Consider the following 17,878-nt stretch of genomic DNA (forward strand, 5'->3'; position numbering starts at 1 on the left):
CCCGCCCTTATCTTCAGGCCATGCGCAAATCCCGTGTCATCCGCTTAGCCCTGCTTGGAACCGTCGGCCTGGTCGGCCTCACCGCCTGCGAGGAGAACGACCCGCTGGCCGGGCATGACGTGCTACGCGACCAGAAGGAATGCGCCTCGCGGCCCGATCCCGATGGCTGCCGCATCGCCCTGGCCGATGCCCGGGCCCAGCACGTGCAGACCGCGCCCCGCTTCACCAGTCGCGAGGATTGCGAGACCCAGTTCGGCCTCGGAAATTGCGGCACACCCCAGCAGATCCTGAGCGCCAACGACGAATTCTCCACGGCGCAGCCAGCACCCCAAACTGCACCACTGACCGGCGAGCAGGCCCAGCAGCAGCAGGCCCAGTCTTCTGGCGGCATCTTCATGCCCATGCTGATGGGCTACATGATCGGCCGCAGCCTGTCCGGCCCAAGCCCCTGGGCCAACCGCGGCGCGGCCCAGCCGCTCTACCGCGATCCGGGCAACACGGCCTATACCGGCAACCGGCCGCTGGGCCAGCTCAGCGCCAACCGGTTTCCCGATGCGCCCAAGGCCGCGCCCGGCTATGTCAGCCGCGGCGGCTTCGGGCGCACCGGCAGCAGCTATTCCGCTGCCAGCTAGCAAGGTTTTCAAAACATGGAACGCCTAGCCGTCGAGCCCCGCCCCGACTGGCGCGAGCGTGCCGAGAAGATCGGTTTCGCCTTTCACACCATCAACGGCGAACCCTATTGGTGCGAGGACGCCGCCTACAGCTTCACGCCGGCCCAGATCGACGAACTGGACGATGCGGCCCAGCGACTGGAGGACATGTGCCTCGAACTGGTCGATGGAATCATCCAGCGCGGCGATTACGCGGCCTTCCACCTGCCCGACAATGCGGTCGCCCTGATCGAACAATCCTGGCAGCGCCAGGACAAGAACCTCTACGGCCGCTTCGACCTGGCCTGGAACGGCAGCGGCGCGCCGAAGCTGCTCGAATACAATGCCGACACCCCGACCGCACTCTATGAAGCCAGCGTGGTGCAGTGGGAATGGCTCGACAGCTTCTGCAATCACTGCGACCAGTTCAACGGCATCCACGAGACGCTGATCGAGGCGTGGAAGCATTTTGGCCTCTGGGGCCATCGCGTGCATTTCACCTGCGTGCGCGACCATGAGGAGGATTTCGGCACGGCCGAATACCTGCGCGATACCGCCGTGCAGGCCGGGTTGGATACCGACCGCCTCTACATCGACGAGATCGGCTGGAACGGCAAACGCTTCGTCGACCTCGCGGCCAAGCCGATCACCGTGCTGTTCAAGCTCTATCCCTGGGAATGGCTGCTGCGGGAGGATTTCGCGGCCAACATCCAGCCCTCCGGCATCCGCATGATCGAGCCGGCCTGGAAGATGCTGCTCTCCACCAAGGCGATCCTGCCGCTGCTGTGGGACAAATGGCCCGATCACGAAAACCTGCTGCCGGCCAGTTTCGACCGCGCCGCCATCAGGGGGCCCTGCATGGCCAAGCCCTTCTGGGGCCGCGAAGGCGCAGGCATCAGCCACCTGTCGGAAACCGGCTCAACGCTCGACAGCGTGCCGGCGCAGGGCGATCCCTCACCCGAATTGCAGATTTACCAGCAGGCCATCGAGATGCCCTGCTTCGACGGCTTCTATCCCGTGCTGGGCGTATGGGTGATCGCATCCCGCGCCTGCGGTTTGGGCATTCGTGAGGATCGCAGCCCGATCACCCGCAATACCAGCCGCTTCGTGCCGCACCTGTTCGAATGAAATTGCGCAACGATCAAAAAGGATTCTGGGGATACCGATGATCAGCACCACGCCGCCGAATTTCAGCCGCTATCTTTATACCCTGCCCGATTTCGCGCTGTATTTCGTGTGCGCGCTGATCATGCTGATGCTGTTCCTGGCGATCTATACCCGCCTGACGCCCCAGCGCGAATGGCGCCTGATCAAGGACGGCAACCAAGCCGCCGCGATCTCGCTGGGCGGCGCCATACTGGGCTTTGCCATGCCGCTGGGCAGCGCGATCATGAACTCGCAGAGCCTGATCGACATGCTGGTCTGGGGCGCCGTGGCGCTGGTGGTGCAATGCCTCACCTTCCTGGCCGCCCGCATGCTGTTCCCGCGCCTGCCGGAACGGATCAGCCGCGGCGAAACCGCCGCCGCCATCGCCGTGGCCGCGCTCTCGCTGGCCGTCGGGCTGCTGAACGCAGCGAGTATGACCTACTAGGCCTTTGCCGGCTCCGCCTGCCGATCAGCTGGCCACACCCAGACAGCCACGCTCTGCTCCCGGCCATCGAGTTGAACGATGCCGGCCGAGGCGAAAGCCGGCAGGTCGGCGACATGCTTTTGCGCCGTCGCCAGGCAATCGGCCGAGACCGCGATGCGGCAGCCCAGCCGGCGGGTCAGGGTTTCCAGGCGGCTGGCGATATTCACGGCATCGCCCACGACAGAGAATTCCAGCCGGCGGTCGCTGCCTATATTGCCCACCACGACCGGGCCGCAATGCACGCCGGTCGACAGCCGGATCGTGTCGGCACCGCGCATGGCCCGCTTGGCATTCCAGCGCTCGAGCTCATGCTGCAGGTCGATGGCGCAGCGCACGGCAAGGGCCGCGGCATCGGGAGCGTCGGAAATCGTGCCGAAGGTGGCGAGAAAGCCGTCGCCCATATACTTGTCGAGCGTGCCGCCATGGCGGAACACCACCCGGCTGCCGCGTTCGTGGAAGCTTTTCAGCAGCCGCACCACCCGATCCGGCGGCAGCCGTTCCGATAATGCAGTGAAACCGACGATATCGGCGAACAGCACCGCCACGTCACGCGTGGTCGGCACGCCGAAGGTTCGGTCGGATGCGATGATGGCATCGGCGACGTCGGGCGACACATAGCGCGCCAGATCGGCGCGGGCGATCTCGGCCCGGGTCTGGCGCAGCAGCATGCGGCGCGACCGCCACACGGCGGCGGCAAGGATCGCGGTGGCGATGATGGCCAGCACCAGCTGGTTCATCAGGTTGAAGTAGCCGACGAAATACGGATCGGTGACAAGGCGGAGTATGGCTTCCGGCGAAGCCTCGGCCGCCGGATCGTATTGCCGGGTATCGGCCCGCATCTGCACCAGGAAAACGCCGATGCCCCAGGCCATGACAACGCAGAACCCGGTCCAGATCACCTGCAGCGGCGAGTAGGACAAGGCCGCGCCGACGATCAGCAGCATCAGATAAAGGAATTCCGGGCCGCGCACCCGCATCTGGATCGGAAAACCGGAATCGATATCGCCCGGGGGCGTCAGGACGATCACCGCCGTGATCAGGATGGCATCCAGCAGCACGAAGGCGAGCCGGATCGGCACGGCGTGGCGATGATGCCGCAGCAGATGGGGGATCGCCCCGAGCAGGAGCAGGACGAAACTGACCGACAGATAATATAGCTGCCGCTGCGGTTCGATCAGTAGCACCAGCCAGAGCATCACCGCGATGACGGCGATGACGCGCGCCCGGAATGCGAAGACCAACCCGCGCTGTTCCTCGTCGGTAATGGCGTGGCTGAGTCGGATACCGAGAGAGCTGCGCGGCTGGCGTTTGGGCCAGACCATCATTGCAATGCCACACGACTGCTTGGCGTTGCTAGGTTCCGTTTTCCCCCCATTGCCGCACCTCCCGCCAATCTGGATCACCGATGCGGCAGTATTCTACCGTCGCGTGGCTTTCATCATAGCGGTTCGGCTGGGATCAGGCTGTGACGCCCGCCGCATATCCGGCCGAGGCCGGGGGTTGGGGAAATCCGCTCTACCGGCATTTCACCAGGCGGCGATCGGCCTCGATGGTCTCGTCGAAGGCCACCAGGCGGGTAGCCGTCAGGTCCAGGATGATCAGCGCCAGTTCGCGGTCGGGTTCGGCCTCGTCCAGCAGGACGATGCGGTCGGCGCCGGTACGGTAACTGCCCTGGCGGGTGGCGTCCTCATCCAGCGTCGAGACGAATTTGCCGTCCGCGCCGAATTCGATGCTTTCGGTGGCGCAGCGCTCCTGGCTCACCGCCCACCGGCCCTGCACCGGCAGCGAAGCCTGCGCGACGGCGGCACCGGAAACCAGCGCCGCCGCCAGGACGATGAGTCCGCCGCGCGGCATCAGCGCTTCAGCGCCGCCAGGCCCGGATACTTCGCCGCCACATCCAGCTGCTCCTCGATGCGGATCAACTGGTTGTACTTGGCCATGCGGTCGGAACGCGCCAGCGAGCCGGTCTTGATCTGGCCGCAATTGGTGGCCACGGCCAGGTCGGCGATGGTGTTGTCTTCGGTCTCGCCCGAACGATGTGACATCACGGCGCGATAGCCGTTCTTGTGCGCCAGCTCCACGGCTTCCAGCGTCTCGGTCAGGGTGCCGATCTGGTTCACCTTCACCAGGATGGCGTTGCCGACGCCCTTGGCGATGCCGTCGGCCAGGCGGGCCGGATTGGTGACGAACAGGTCGTCGCCGACGAGCTGGCACTTGGCGCCGATGGTATCGGTCAGCTGCTTCCAGCCGGCCCAGTCATCCTCGGCCATGCCATCCTCGATGGAAACGATGGGATAATCGCCCACCAGCTTCTCCCAGTATTTCACCATACCGGCCGGATCGAGCTTCAGGTTCTCGCCGTCCAGGTGGTATTTGCCGTCCTTGAAGAATTCGGTGCTGGCGGCATCCAGCGCGATCATCACGTCCGAGCCTGCCTTGTAGCCCGCCGCCTCGATGGCCTGCATGATGAAATCCAGCGCGCCGCGCGTGCTGGGCAGGTTCGGAGCAAAGCCGCCCTCGTCGCCCACATTGGTGTTGTGGCCGGCATCTTTGAGCTTCTTCTTCAGCGTGTGGAACACTTCGGCGCCCATGCGCACGGCATCGGCCACCGTCTGGGCGGCCACCGGCATGATCATGAATTCCTGCACGTCGATGGGATTGTCGGCATGGGCGCCGCCATTGATGATGTTCATCATCGGCACCGGCAGCACATGGGCGGCCGCGCCGCCGACATAACGATAGAGCGGCAGGTCGGCTTCCTGCGCCGCCGCCTTGGCCACGGCCATCGAGACGCCCAGAATGGCGTTCGCACCCAGACGCGACTTGTTGGGCGTACCGTCAAGCGCGATCATGGTGCGGTCGATCTTGAGCTGCTCGCTGGCCTCAAAGCCGGCGATGGCGTCGTAAATCTCGGTGTTGACGGCCTCGACGGCCTTCAGCACGCCCTTGCCTAGATAGCGGCCCTTGTCGCCATCGCGCAGTTCCACGGCTTCATGGGCACCGGTCGAGGCGCCCGAGGGCACGGCGGCGCGGCCGAAGGCGCCGCTTTCCAGCACCACGTCGACCTCGACGGTCGGGTTGCCGCGGGAATCGAGAATTTCGCGTGCCACAATGTCGGTGATGCCGCTCATGCCGAAGGTCCTCTTGAGGCTGGAAGGCAGGAAAAAGATGGCCGAAGGGATAGCCCGGCGGGGCGGTTCGGGCAAGGCCCGAACCATGGCTATACGGTGGCAAAACCCGGGAAAACCGGCCCTTGGCCCTCCCTTGAAATGCCGGCCCGGGCCGGCCGCGACACCGGCAGGAAGCGGCTTAGTTCTCTCGCGAGCTTTCCCTGGGCCGGTGGCGCAGGATCAACGGCGTCTGCGCCATCATGAAGGCCACGGTCAGCCCGATCAGGCCAAAGACCTTGAAAGCGACCCAGACATCCGTGCTCTGGGTGCGCCAGACCAGTTCGTTCAGGCCGGCCAGCACGGCAAAAAACAGGCCGAGCCGCAGGGTCAGCTGGCGCCAGCCGGTCTCGGTCATCGGCAACGACGTGCCGAGCACCAGCTGCAGCGGATACCGGCGGATGGCATGGCCACCGAGCAGGATGGCGGCGAAGATCGCATTGATGATGGTGGGCTTCATCTTGATGAAGGTCTCGTCCTGCAGCCACAGGGTCAGGCCGCCGAAGACGCCGACCACCCCGGCGGTGACCAGCGGCATCATCGGCACGCGGCGCAGGAAAAACAGCGACAGCAACAGACCCAGAGCGGTCGCCGCCAGCAGTACCGCCGTCGCCGGCAGCAGGCCTTCCACGCTGTAGGCGATGAAGAACAGCGCCAGCGGCCCGTATTCGGTGGCGGGCTTCAGCCAGCGCGGTGCCGTGCGTTGCATGAGCCGTCTTTACCGCAGGGCGGCCGCGATATTGCCGCCGTCCACCGTGGCCACGGCCGCCGTGGTCTTGCTCGCCACGGCCAGCTGCACGAAGGCCTGGGCCACGTCGGCCGCCTTCACCTCGCGCTTCAGCAGGTTGCCCGACATGTAATCCTTTTCCGACACGCCGCGCGCCTTCGAGCGCTTGGCCACCATCTCGTCCGTGAGAAGCCCCGAGCGGATGCGGTCGGCATTCACGGCCGAGGAACGGATGCCCTGATCGCCGTAATCCAGCGCATACTGCCGCGACAGGAACAAGGTGGCCGCCTTGGGCAGGCCATAGGGCCCGAAATCCGGGCCCGGATTCACCGCCTGCTTGGAGGCGTTGAACAGCAGGCAGCCGCCGGTCTTCTGCGCCAGCATGACCTTGGTCGCCGCCTGCGCCACATATTGATGGCTGAAGAAGTTCAGCTCGAACGACTTGCGCAGCAGATCGTCAGAGACCTCGCCGATCCTGCCGCCCCAGGCATTACCGGCGTTTGAGACCACGATGTCGACGCCACCGAAATGCTGCACGACTTTGGCAAAGGCCGCCTGCACGGCTTCCGGTTTCGTCACGTCGCAGGCAACGCCGATGCCGCCCAGTTTCTTCGCGACTTCAGTGGCCCTGGCGCCATCGAGATCGAACACCGCCACTTCGGCGCCCTCGGCGGCGAAAGCCTTGGCCGTTGCCGCGCCGATGGCCCCTGCCCCGCCGGTGATGACGACAACCTGCCGCGACAGCGGCTTCTCAGCCCCCTTGCCCAGCTTGGCCTGTTCCAGCGACCAGTATTCGACATCGAAGATGTCGCGTTCCCGGATGCTGGTGAATTTGCCAATGGCTTCGGCCCTGGTGATGATGCTGACGGCCATTTCGGCCACGTCGCCGGCGATCACCGCATCCTTGCGTGTCTTGCCCACGCCGACCAGACCAAGGCCCGGGATCAGCAGAGCACGCGGCATCGGATCCAGCATGATCTTCTTCGGCTGCGCCTTGGCATTGTGACGCTCGAAATAGGCCTTGTATTTCTTGATATAGCCGTCCACCGCCTTCTGCGCCGCCGCCTTGAAGGCATCCAGCTTGCCGGCTTCCGGCGCCGGCAGCACCAGCGGCCAGGGCTTGGTGCGGATCACATGGTCCGGCGTCACCGTGCCGGCCTGGCTGTAGCGCATCACATCCTTGCCGCGCGCAAAGGCCTGGATCTCGTCGCTGTTGCGCAGGTTGAAGACCCAGCGCGTGAAGGCGCCGTCATCGCCCGCCGGCAGGCTGAGCAGACCGCGTAGGATCGGCAGCACCTCTTCCGCCGCCGCGACCTTCTTCGGCAGCGCCTTGCCCGGCACGAAGGGCTGCTTCCTGCCCTTGGCGAGATGACGCTCGGCCTTGCTGACAAATTCGATCATCAGGTCGTAGGCTTCCTTCGCCGTCTCGGCGAAGGTGAAGATGCCATGCTTGAGCAGGATCAGGCCCTGGGCCTGCGGATTGGCCTTATAAGCAGCAGCCGCTTTCTTGGCGAGGCCGAAACCCGGCATCTCATAATCCACCAGGGCCACGCGGTTGCCGTAGAGCTTTTTGCAGATCTCGGCACCGTCCGGCTGATCGGTGATCGCCAGCACGGCCGAGGCATGGGTGTGGTCGATAAACTTGTGTGGCAGGAAGGCATGGAACAGCGTCTCCACCGACGGATTGGGCGAGCTGCTGTCCAGCAGGTTGCAGCGCTGGATGTTGACCATGTCCTCGTCGGTGAGGGTTTTAAGCGCGATCAGTTCCTGCAGCGGCTGCAGCTTCACGGCCGGCAGGCCCGGCGGCTCGATCACCGCCATGTCCCAGCCCGAACCCTTCACGCAGAGCACATCCACCGGCTTGCCCAGCGGATCGGGCATCTGCGTCTTCACCGAGGTATTGCCCCCACCATGCTGCACCAGGTCGGGCACGCCGCCGAGCAGGCGCGTGGTGTAGGTGCGCAGGGCCAGATCCTCGTTCACGCCCTGCCTGGCGTAATGGGCGATGGCGGCCTTGGCGTCGCGGTCGGACCAGAGATTCTTCATTAGGATGTTCCTACTCTTTACGCGAATTCGGGATAGAGCTTGGTAAGGCCGGCTTCACTCGCCGCGCAGACACCGCGTTCGGTGACCAGCCCGGTGACAAGCCGCGCCGGCGTGACATCGAAGCCGAAATTGGCGGCCCTGGTGCCCTCGGGCGTGATGGTGACGGGCACGACCTCGCCCGTTGCCGTGCGGCCGCTCATCACCGTCACTTCTTCCTGGACCCGTTCCTCGATGGGGATTTCCTTCACGCCATCGCGGATCGTCCAGTCGATGGTGGAATGCGGCAGCGCGACGTAGAACGGCACGCCGTTGTCCTTCGCCGCCAGCGCCTTGAGATACGTGCCGATCTTGTTGCAGACGTCGCCATCGCGGGTGGTGCGGTCGGTGCCGACGATGCACATGTCGACGCTGCCATGCTGCATCAGGTGGCCGCCGGCATTGTCGACGATCACGGTATGCGGCACGCCATGGCTGTTCAGTTCCCAGGCGGTCAAGGATGCGCCCTGGTTGCGCGGACGCGTCTCGTCGACCCAGACATGCACCGGGATGCCCTTGTCATGCGCCTTGTAGATCGGCGCGATCGCCGTGCCCCAGTCCACTGTCGCCAGCCAGCCGGCATTGCAATGGGTCAGGATGTTGATCGTGCGTTTGCGACCCGCCTTCTCGTACAGGTCCTCGATGATCCTCAGTCCGTGGTCGCCGATGGCCGAGCAGGTGGCCACATCGTCGTCGCAGATGTCGGCCGCCACTTTATAGGCTGCCGCCGCACGCTGCTCGATGGGCAGGTTATGCAGCGCGTTGCGCACACGATCCAGCGCCCAGCGCAGGTTGATCGCCGTCGGCCGCGTCTCGTTGATCACGTGATACGCCTTGTCCAGCATGGCATCGGACGGATCGATCCGCATCGCCAGCGCCAGGCCATAAGCCCCGGTGGCGCCGATCAGCGGTGCGCCGCGCACCACCATCGCCTTGATGGCGTGCGCCGCCTCTTCCCAGGTCTTCAGGCTGGTGGTGACGAAGGCATGCGGCAGCCGGGTCTGGTCGATGATCCCGACCGACCAGCCGTCGGAATTGACCCAGATCGTGCGGTAGGCTACGCCTTTAACCTTCATGTCTCGCCCTTTGAAAAGCGGCCCGAAAATCGCGCGGCCAAAAAACGCGCGGAAAGTAGCGGACCCGGCCCCCGGGGGCAATGCCGGATTCCGGCCAAAAGGCCTCTTGTCACAGAGGTTTCGCTGAATGTTGCCGGTTCTGCTGCTGACCGTGGTGATCGACCTGATCGGCTTCGGCCTGATCCTGCCGCTGCTGCCGTTTTACGCGACCAGTTTCGGCGCTTCGCCCTTCACTATTGCCATGCTGGCGGCGGTGTTTTCCATCGCCCAGTTCCTCTCTGCGACACCCCTCGGCGGCCTGTCGGACCGGATCGGCCGCCGGCCGGTTTTCCTCGGCTGCATGGCACTCTCCGTGGTCGGTTACACCTGGCTGGCCAACGCCGACAGCCTGCTGGCGATTTTCCTGGCGCGCACCATCGCCGGCATCGGCAGCGGCAAGATCGGCGTCGCGCGCGCCATCATCGCCGACAGCACCCCACCGGAACAGCGCGCCCGCGGCATGGGCCTGATCGGCGGCGCTTTCGGCATCGGCATGATCCTGGGGCCCCTGATCGGCGGCCTGCTGGTCGGCCCCGATCCGCTGCATCCGAACTATACCCTGCCGGCGCTGGCCGCTGCAGGCACCTCGGGCCTCGCCCTGCTGCTCGCCGTCTTCGTGATCCGCGAGACGCGCCCCGATGCCCCGCATACCCTGGCCGGACTGCAACTGTGGCGGAATCCCTTCGCATCCCTCTCGCAGTTGAGCCGCACCGTGCTGGCGCTGATCGCGATCAACTGCGTCATCAACTTCGTTTTCTCGCAGATCGAAGTGCTGTTTCCGCTGTTCTCGGCAGCACGGCTCGACTGGCATGCCTATGAGGTCGGGCTTGCCTTCACCTTCATCGGCAGCATCGTGGTGACCATGCAGGGCGTCCTGATCGGACCACTGACCCGGCTGTTCGGCGAGCGCCGGCTGCTGACGCTTGGCATGATCAACCTCACTGTCGGCACCGCGATGGCACATCTGATTGTCTCCACCCCGATGATGGGCCTCTCGATCCTGCTCACCGCAACAGGGGTGGCGATGATCGGCCCGACGATCAGCAGCCTGGTCTCGCGCAGCGCCCCTGCGACGCAGCAAGGCATCGCACTGGGCACCATGGAATCGCTGGCGGCACTCGGCCGTACCTTCGGGCCGCTCTGGGGCGGCTGGCTGTTCGGCTCTGCTGGCATCAACGTGCCGTACTGGATCGGCGGCGCGCTCCTGCTGACAACGCTGGCGCTGGGCTGGCGCGCGATCCACCCGAAAGCCACGCTGTGACGGAAACCTATCGTGCCATGCTCTGTCGCCGGCTTGGGCCGCCCGAACTGCTGGAAGACGCGCAACTGCCGCGCCGTGGACTGCAGCCCGGCGAAGTCCGCGTCGCCATCCGGGCGGCGGGGATCAACTTCCCCGACCTGCTGCAGATCGCCGGCGAATACCAGCACAAGCCGTCCCTGCCCTTCGTGCCGGGCTTCGAGGCGGCCGGCGAGATCGTCGAAACGGCGCCGGACGTAAAAGAAGAATACAAGGCGGGCGATGCGGTCATCCTGCGCCTGCGCGGCGGCGGCTATGCCGAGGAGGCCGTGACAAGGGCGGAAACGCTGCTGCCCAAACCCGATGACTGGAGCTTCGAGGAAGCCGCCGCCTTCCCGGTTGCCGCCATCACGGCCTGGACGGCGCTGGTCCAGCGCGGCCGCCTGCGGGCCGGCGAAACCCTGCTGGTGCTGGGCGCCGGCGGCGGCACCGGACTGGCCGCAGTCACGCTCGGAGCCCGGTTGGGCGCGCGCGTGGTCGCCGTCGCTTCATCGGAAGATAAACGCGGCGCGGCACGCGAGGCCGGCGCCACGCTTTGCCTCGATCCGGCCCAGCCGGACTGGTGGCGGGATGTGCGGGCCGATGTCGTCTTCGATCCGGTCGGCGGCGCGCTGTTCGACCAGGCGTTTCGCGCCCTGGCGCCGGCCGGCCGCTGGCTGGTGATCGGTTTTGCCGGCGGCGCCAGCCCAGCACCGGCCGCCAACCGCCTGCTGCTGCGCGAGGTCGAACTGATCGGCGTGCGGGCCGGCGAACAGGGCCGCCGGAATCCGGCCGCCGGAGCGGAGCAGGAAAAGGCGTTGCGAGCGTGGTTAGTCAGCAGCCAGGGGCGGCCGCGGCTCGGCGCTGTCTACCAGCTTGATCAGGCTGGGGCCGCGCTCCGCCGCTTGGCCGACCGGATGGCCACCGGAAAAATCGTGCTGCGCGTCGGCTAACAATCCGCCCAGCGGGCCGGGCCGGCAGCGTTCCGCCGGCAGGGTCACGGTCACCGTGGTGCCCTCGCCCAGGCGGCTCTCCAGATGCAGCTCGCCGCCATGCAGCGCGATCAGGTTGCGCGACAGCGACAGGCCCAGGCCGGTGCCTTCGTGGCTGCGCGACAGGGCATTGGCCACCTGGCTGAAGGGCTGCTGCACGCGTTCGATGTCTTCCTCCGCGATGCCGATGCCGGTATCGGCCACCGCGACCTCCAGCCGCCCGTCGGGCAGGATTTCGCAGCGCACGTCCACGCTGCCGCCCTGCGGCGTGAACTTCACGGCATTGCTCAGCAGGTTGATCCAGACCTGGCGCAGGCGCCGCGTATCGCCCCACACCGCCGGCGCGGGGCCGGGCAGGGTCTTGCGCAGGGCAATCTGACCGCTCAGGGCATGCTCGCGCACCAGCAGCAGGGCGGCCTCCAGGCTTTCATTCAGATCCAGCCATTCCTCGTCCAGCGCCATCTTGCCGGACTCGACCTTCGCCATGTCCAGGATATCGCCGATCAGCGCCAGCAGGTGCTCCCCGCTCTGCACGATGTCGCGGCAGTATTCGCGATACTTGGCATTGCCCAGCGGCCCCATCATTTCGTCCAGCAGCACCTGGCTGAAGCCCAGGATGGCATTCAGCGGGGTGCGCAGTTCGTGGCTCATATTGGCCAGGAAGTCCGATTTCGCCCGGTTGGCCTCCTCGGCCTGCTCCTTGGCCTGCAGAAGCTGCAGCTCGGCGCGGCGCTGCGTGCTGACATCGCGGAACATGCCCTCGATCATCACCACGCTGCCCTGCTCGTCGGCCACACGGCGCAGCGTCTTGGCGACCCAGATCGTGCTGCCGTCGCAGCGGCGCATCTCGGACCGGAAGTCCCGCACCAGGCCGTAGCGTTCCAGGTGGCGCATCATCTCGCGGCGGCGCTCGGGGTTCACATAGAGCTGCTCGCCGGCCCGCGTCACGGTGGCCAGCATCTCTTCCGGCGAATGGAAACCGAAAATCGCCGCGCCGGCGCGGTTGACCGCCAGCACCCGGCCCTCCGGCGTCACCTGGATGATGCCCTCGTGCACATTGTCGAAAATCTGGCGGTATTTGGCTTCGGCCTGCCGCAGGCGGATCTGGGCGCGCTTGCGCAGCGTGATATCGGTGAAGACCGAGACATAGCCGCCCGTGGCCAGACGGCGCCAATCGAAATTCAGCCAGGTGCCGTCGGTGAGGCGGACTTCCTGCTTGCGGTCGGCCTTGGTGGAGGCGTCGATATAGGCATTGATCCAGGCCGTCGCCTCCTCGGCGCGGATGGTGAGCACACCGCGCGCAACCAGCAGCGCGAGGAAATCGCGGGCCGGCAGGCCGCGCCAGAGCGCGTTGTCGGGCAGGCCGAACAGTTCGGCCAGACGGCGGTTGAAATGGATCAGGTTCGGGCCGGCATCCCAGACCGCCAGCCCCTCGCCCATCGTGTCGAGTGCGGCATAGAGCAGGGATTCTTCGTTCGGCGGCTCCGGTGCCGGCGCAGACTCGTCCGCCGCCTCGCGATGGCGCGCGAGTGACGACAGAAACCGGTCTTCGCCGAACGGCGGTTCGCTCACCTCACCCCCCTTGCCCGGACCCACGGCGGATGCAACGCCGTCGAACCTCCGGGTCCGTTGATCAAAGCTGGGGCCGGGGCGGCCTGCAACCGACCCCCACGCCGATCACCCGACAATTTAAGCTGATTCTTATCGTTTTACGCGTTTTCCGGGCGCAAATTTGTCACACAGGGCGCCGCCGGCCGCAACACAAAATCGGCCTTTCCATTATAGACGATGGATTTAGGCAAATGCGGGTTGGCCGAAAGGGACAACCGATGCTCACAGAGGTAGCAATGGCCATAAAAAAGCCGGCCGCTTGCGCGGCCGGCTTTTTGCTCCCACCGGAACCGTCGGGTTGGCTACGTCAGATGCAGTAGCTCTTCAGCGGCGGAAAGCCGTTGAAGCCGACCGACGAATAGGTCGTCGTATAGGCGCCGGTGGACAGGATCTGGATTTTGTCGCCCACCTCGAGTGCCAGCGGCATCTCGTAGGCGGTCTTCTCGTACAGGATGTCGGCGCTGTCGCAGCTCGGACCGGCCAGCGACACCGGACCGGTCGGGCCACCGTCGCGGGGCGTGACGATCCGGTACTTGATCGCCTCGTCCATCGTCTCGGCCAAGCCGGAGAACTTGCCGATATCCAGATACACCCAGCGGCGATCCTCTTCGTAATCCTTGCGCGAGATCAGCACGACCTCGGCCTGGATCACGCCGGCATCGCCCACCAGGCTGCGGCCCGGCTCGATGATCATGTCCGGCAGGTTGTTGCCGAAATGCTTGGTCATCGCCTGGCTGACGGCCTGGGCATAGGCTTCCAGCATCGGAATGTCGGACCGGTAGCGCGCCGGGAAACCGCCGCCCAAGTTGATCATGCGCAGATCGACATCGGCCTGCTGCAGCACGGTGAACATCTGGGCGACCTGGGCCACCGCCTTGTCCCACTGCGACAGGTCGGTCTGCTGCGAGCCGACATGGAAGGAAATGCCATAGGGGTCGAGGCCCATCTGGCGCGCCTTCACCAGCAGGTCGGCCGCCATCTCCGGCGCGCAGCCGAACTTGCGCGACAGCGGCCATTCGGCGCCCTCGCACTGCATCAGCACGCGGCAGAAGACCTGCGAGCCCGGGGCAACCTCGGCCAGCTTCTCCAGCTCGCACAGCGAGTCGAAGGCATAGAGGCGCACGCCCTTCTCATAGGCCCAGGCGATGTCGCGCTTCTTCTTGATGGTGTTGCCGAAGGAGATGCGGTCCGGCGTGACGCCCTGATTCAGGCACTGCTGGATTTCGTTGGCCGAAGCCGTATCGAAGCAGGAACCAAGCGAACGCAGGCGGCGCAGGATTTCCGGCGCCGGGTTGGCCTTGATCGCGTAGTAGACCTTGGCCAGCGGCAGCAGGCGGCGCAGCTCGCGGTAGTTATGCTCGACCACGTCGACATCGACGACGAGGAACGGCTCGGAGTCCTTCGCCTCGGCGAGGAACTTCTGCATCTTCGGGGTGAGTAGACCCGGCTCAATACGCGACTTGGACGAAGAACGTCGCAGACGGGTGTTGGTGCGGCCAGCGGCTGCAAGCATCGAAACCTCCCTCTCGGACCGGCTTTGAACCGGCACAGCTCACGCTGTGCGACCAAAAAGGACGCGTTCGTCGTTGCATAACCTGCCAGGGGCCATCGGCACGTGCGGGTGCGTCGTTGAAAGCGGTATTTACAGCATCGCGTCCCCATTGCAATAGGAAATCGCGGGCCGGCCAAAATTTTTTCCCGGCCGCTGCCGCGAGGCCGCGCGAGCAGGCCGACGCGACACCGTCACGACCAACAAAAAAGCCGCATGGAATGCGGCTTTCTTCAAATCAGACTTCGGCGCGGGTCCACGTCGGCGGCGAGCGGCAGTGTGATAAAAAAACAATAACCTTCCTCTGCGCCACGCCTCGCCGCCGGCTCGCCGCGCCTCGGAGCGCAGCCCAGACGAGTCTCCCGGCGCGCCGGCGACTCAGCGGGCGGCGATCTGGCTGGTGAGGCCCGTCAGATCCTGCAGCGCCTGAGGCGACAGCGGGGCCGGCTGGCTCGGAGCGCCGAGGCCAAGGATGCGCGTGGCATCACCGATAGTCTCCAGCCGCACGCTCTGGCCGCCAAAGCCCGTCACTTCGGCGCGGCCGGCGCTGAGCAGCGCGATCTGGGTGCTGTCGGGGCCGATGCGGCCGGCCACGATGGCGCTGCGCACGGTCACCGTGCCGGTCGGCAGCACGACATAGATGCTGCCCGGATTGGCGGAATCGAGGTGGAAACTGCCGCGCTCGAGCCGCAGCACGACCCGGTCGGCGGCGAATTCCTCGACGCTGATCACGCTGTTCGGGCCGATAATCACCACGCTGCGGTCGTTGAGGGTGAACTTGACCCCCGAGCCCGGGCCGCTGGCGATGCGACCGCCCAGGGCGACCGGCTGGCCACGGCGGCTTTCCTGGCCCACCACCTTCGCGGCCGGCCCCATGGCAGCCGCCACCGGCAGCGCCGGCAGGTCGGCAGCCAGTTCGATGCGGTCCGAGGCGGCGCGGCTGTCGGCCGCCCAGCTGCTGGCAGCAAGGCCTGCCGCAACGGCAGCGGCGAGGGTAAATGTGACGCGCAGGGCGCGGCGAAGGGCGACAGCCATGACACGGCTCCGGGGTTGTGGTGGGTTGCGGCTACTGTGCAACCCATCTGGTACATCCGCAGCGGGATGCCAGTCCGGAAACTGTGACGGCAGCTACGAAGCTGCGCGCTGCGACAGGCTGTGAGGCTATTTCGTGCCGTAGATGCGGTCGCCGGCATCGCCGAGGCCCGGGCGGATATAGCCATGGCCGTCGAGCTGGCGGTCGATGGCGCAGGTATAGACCATCACGTCGGGATGCTCGTCCTGCATGACGCGCAGGCCCTCGGGAACCGTCAGCAGGCAGACGAACTTGATCTGGCTTGCCCCCGCCTCTTTCAGGCGGGTGACGGCGGCGGCGGCGGAATGGCCAGTGGCCAGCATGGGATCGACCACGATCACCAGGCGCTCGCGCACATCATCGGGCAGCTTCAGGTAATACTCCACCGGCACCAGCGTTTCGGGGTCGCGGTAGAGGCCCACATGGCCCACGCGGGCCGAGGGCACGAGGTCGAGCATGCCGTCCAGGATGCCGTTGCCGGCGCGCAGGATGGAGACGAAGCACAGCTTCTTGCCGGCCAGGATCGGGGCCTGCATCTCCTCCAGCGGGGTTTCGATGGAAACCTTCTCCAGCGGCAGGTCGCGGGTGACCTCGTAGCAGAGCAGCAGGCTCAGCTCGCGCACCAGGCGGCGGAATTCGGCGGTCGAGACCTCCTTGCGGCGCAGGAGCGTCAGCTTGTGCTGCACCAGCGGATGATTGACCACCGTCGCATTCGGAAAGGCGTTCATTGTGTGTCTTCCCCCAAGAAATCAGAAACCGCGTCGGAAATCAGAAAACCGTGCCGTCGCTGGCGATGCTGAGCGGCGGGCCGCCATCGGCGCGCTTCTCCCTGGCGATCTTGCGCCCGGCCGCCCAGGTGCCGCCTTCCAGGATGCGCGCCAGCGGCATCTCGGCCGCCGTCTTGCCCAGGATGGCCCGCACCGGATCGGCGATGCGGTCGAGCAAAGCCACGGTCAGCGCGCGCCATTCCACCACGGCCTCGTCCTCGACCGGGATGGGATATTTCAGCAGCGCCTCGTGCCGCACGCTCAGCACGCCCGTGTCAATGAACAGGCCGCCGTTGCGGTATTCCGGCAGGCCGGTCAGATCGTCCAGCCCGCTTACCGCGATGCCGGCATCCTCGAAGATTTCCACCAGCGAGTAGCTCAGCCACTGCGACAGCTTGTGGAACGGCACCAGACCCGAGGTGAGGTCGCCGCTGACGATGCCGCGATGGCGCCACACATCGCCGAGATTGACGCCATCCAGTGTCATGCGCGACGGCCAGATCGGGCCCAGCCCATCCAGCACCGCCGCCAGGATCGCGCTGGCGGCGAGTTTGCCATTCTTCACCTGCGCCTTGAGGTGATCATATAGCCGGCCGATGCGGGCTTCCGCACCGAACAGGTCCGGTCGGGCCTTCAGCGCCGCGCCCAGGTTGCGCATCAGCGCCGCGCGGCCGTCCAGTCCCAGCAGCGGATTGGTATCGTCGGCCTGGAAGGCATGGGCGATGGCATTGGGCGCCAGCGGCATCAGGCCGGCGGCATCGGCGCGCAGGGGCTGCGCCTTGTCGCCCGAGAACAGCCCGCTTTTGAAGGCATGCAGGCTGGCCACCGCCAGGCCTTCCGAGCGCGCGATCTTGCGCCCCTCTTCCGTGAAGGCCCATTGCGCACCCGCGCCGGCATCCAGCAGCACGCTGACCACGCAGAGGTCGAAGCGGATGCGGGCGACCTCGTCGGCATCCACGCCTTTCAGCGTTGCCGCAAGCTGCCCCCAGCGGTCGACGCCACCGGCGGCGAAATGGCGCCAGCGCGCATGATAGGGGATCTGCAGGGTCGGATAATTCTCGCGGATCACCTGCGCCACATATTCCGCCGTCGCCGGCATGGCTTCCAGATGCATCTCGAAATTCGGCAGCGCATCGCGCTCGGCCAGCATGAAAAGCTGGTTGCAGCGGTCGCGCACCGCCTGCGGCGTACGCAGCCAGGCAACGGCCTGGGCCGGATCGTTCAGGTTACCCACTGATAC

General features: G+C 66.0%; 15 protein-coding genes and 1 pseudogene. 5 read left to right on the forward strand and 11 right to left on the reverse strand.

What is annotated here, in order from left to right:
• Positions 1–20 precede the first annotated feature (20 nt).
• The 3 genes from ACK4FJ_RS00440 to ACK4FJ_RS00450 are packed head-to-tail and all read left to right on the forward strand — an operon-like array spanning position 21 to position 2,241.
• The gene (locus tag ACK4FJ_RS00440; RefSeq protein ID WP_409762341.1) at positions 21–632 is read left to right on the forward strand and encodes a DUF1190 domain-containing protein; all 612 of its coding nucleotides are present in this window, start codon (positions 21–23) and stop codon (positions 630–632) included.
• Positions 633–647: 15 nt separating this feature from the next.
• Positions 648–1,778 carry a glutathionylspermidine synthase family protein gene (locus ACK4FJ_RS00445; protein ID WP_409762344.1) on the forward strand — a complete coding sequence of 377 codons (1,131 nt, stop codon included), beginning with the start codon at positions 648–650 and terminating at the stop codon, positions 1,776–1,778.
• A gap of 37 nt (positions 1,779–1,815) precedes the next feature.
• Entirely contained in the window at positions 1,816–2,241 is a 426-nt protein-coding gene (locus ACK4FJ_RS00450) for a DUF350 domain-containing protein (RefSeq protein WP_409762347.1), read from the forward strand.
• Here the strand turns inward: ACK4FJ_RS00450 and ACK4FJ_RS00455 are convergent.
• The 6 genes from ACK4FJ_RS00455 to mtnA form a co-directional block, all read right to left on the reverse strand.
• A complete protein-coding gene (locus ACK4FJ_RS00455) occupies positions 2,238–3,605 on the reverse strand; it encodes an adenylate/guanylate cyclase domain-containing protein (protein ID WP_409762350.1) in 1,368 nt (455 codons plus the stop codon). The genes ACK4FJ_RS00450 and ACK4FJ_RS00455 overlap by 4 nt on opposite strands.
• A 190-nt stretch (positions 3,606–3,795) precedes the next feature.
• Entirely contained in the window at positions 3,796–4,134 is a 339-nt protein-coding gene (locus ACK4FJ_RS00460) for a hypothetical protein (RefSeq protein ID WP_409762353.1), read from the reverse strand.
• Positions 4,134–5,411 (reverse strand): phosphopyruvate hydratase, encoded by a 1,278-nt coding sequence (gene eno, locus ACK4FJ_RS00465; RefSeq protein WP_409762356.1) that lies wholly within the window; start codon positions 5,409–5,411, stop codon positions 4,134–4,136. The genes ACK4FJ_RS00460 and eno overlap by 1 nt, the downstream gene beginning before the upstream one ends.
• Before the next feature lie 178 nt (positions 5,412–5,589).
• The gene (locus tag ACK4FJ_RS00470) at positions 5,590–6,156 is read right to left on the reverse strand and encodes a septation protein A (RefSeq protein ID WP_409762359.1); all 567 of its coding nucleotides are present in this window, start codon (positions 6,154–6,156) and stop codon (positions 5,590–5,592) included.
• A 9-nt stretch (positions 6,157–6,165) separates the two neighbouring features.
• The gene (locus ACK4FJ_RS00475) at positions 6,166–8,220 is read right to left on the reverse strand and encodes a bifunctional aldolase/short-chain dehydrogenase (RefSeq protein WP_409762362.1); all 2,055 of its coding nucleotides are present in this window, start codon (positions 8,218–8,220) and stop codon (positions 6,166–6,168) included.
• A gap of 17 nt (positions 8,221–8,237) precedes the next feature.
• Positions 8,238–9,332 (reverse strand): S-methyl-5-thioribose-1-phosphate isomerase, encoded by a 1,095-nt coding sequence (gene mtnA, locus ACK4FJ_RS00480; RefSeq protein ID WP_409762365.1) that lies wholly within the window; start codon positions 9,330–9,332, stop codon positions 8,238–8,240.
• A 127-nt stretch (positions 9,333–9,459) separates the two neighbouring features.
• On the opposite strand from mtnA, the gene ACK4FJ_RS00485 reads away from it, so the two are divergent.
• Both ACK4FJ_RS00485 and ACK4FJ_RS00490 read left to right on the forward strand, forming a co-directional pair.
• Positions 9,460–10,632 carry an MFS transporter gene (locus ACK4FJ_RS00485; protein WP_409762368.1) on the forward strand — a complete coding sequence of 391 codons (1,173 nt, stop codon included), beginning with the start codon at positions 9,460–9,462 and terminating at the stop codon, positions 10,630–10,632.
• On the forward strand, positions 10,629–11,600 hold the full coding sequence (locus ACK4FJ_RS00490; RefSeq protein WP_409762371.1) for an NADPH:quinone oxidoreductase family protein: 972 nt from the start codon (positions 10,629–10,631) through the stop codon (positions 11,598–11,600). The genes ACK4FJ_RS00485 and ACK4FJ_RS00490 overlap by 4 nt, the downstream gene beginning before the upstream one ends.
• Positions 11,601–11,642: 42 nt before the next feature.
• On the opposite strand, the pseudogene ACK4FJ_RS00495 reads toward ACK4FJ_RS00490, so the two are convergent.
• The 5 genes and pseudogenes from ACK4FJ_RS00495 to ACK4FJ_RS00515 form a co-directional block, all read right to left on the reverse strand.
• Positions 11,643–13,235: pseudogene (locus ACK4FJ_RS00495) on the reverse strand (ATP-binding protein); the annotation flags it as partial.
• Between the two features lie 322 nt (positions 13,236–13,557).
• On the reverse strand, positions 13,558–14,676 hold the full coding sequence (locus ACK4FJ_RS00500) for a type III PLP-dependent enzyme (RefSeq protein ID WP_409764858.1): 1,119 nt from the start codon (positions 14,674–14,676) through the stop codon (positions 13,558–13,560).
• 501 nt (positions 14,677–15,177) lie between these two features.
• Complete coding sequence (locus ACK4FJ_RS00505) at positions 15,178–15,834, reverse strand: FecR domain-containing protein (RefSeq protein WP_409762374.1); 657 nt, start codon at positions 15,832–15,834, stop codon at positions 15,178–15,180.
• A gap of 126 nt (positions 15,835–15,960) precedes the next feature.
• Positions 15,961–16,599, reverse strand: coding sequence for a uracil phosphoribosyltransferase (upp, locus tag ACK4FJ_RS00510; RefSeq protein WP_409762377.1), 639 nt, complete (start codon positions 16,597–16,599; stop codon positions 15,961–15,963).
• Between the two features lie 40 nt (positions 16,600–16,639).
• Positions 16,640–17,872 (reverse strand): URC4/urg3 family protein, encoded by a 1,233-nt coding sequence (locus ACK4FJ_RS00515; protein ID WP_409762380.1) that lies wholly within the window; start codon positions 17,870–17,872, stop codon positions 16,640–16,642.
• Positions 17,873–17,878: the final 6 nt, after the last annotated feature.

The sequence above is a fragment of the Ferrovibrio sp. genome (assembly GCF_046297595.1).
Classification (GTDB): Bacteria; Pseudomonadota; Alphaproteobacteria; order Ferrovibrionales; family Ferrovibrionaceae; genus Ferrovibrio.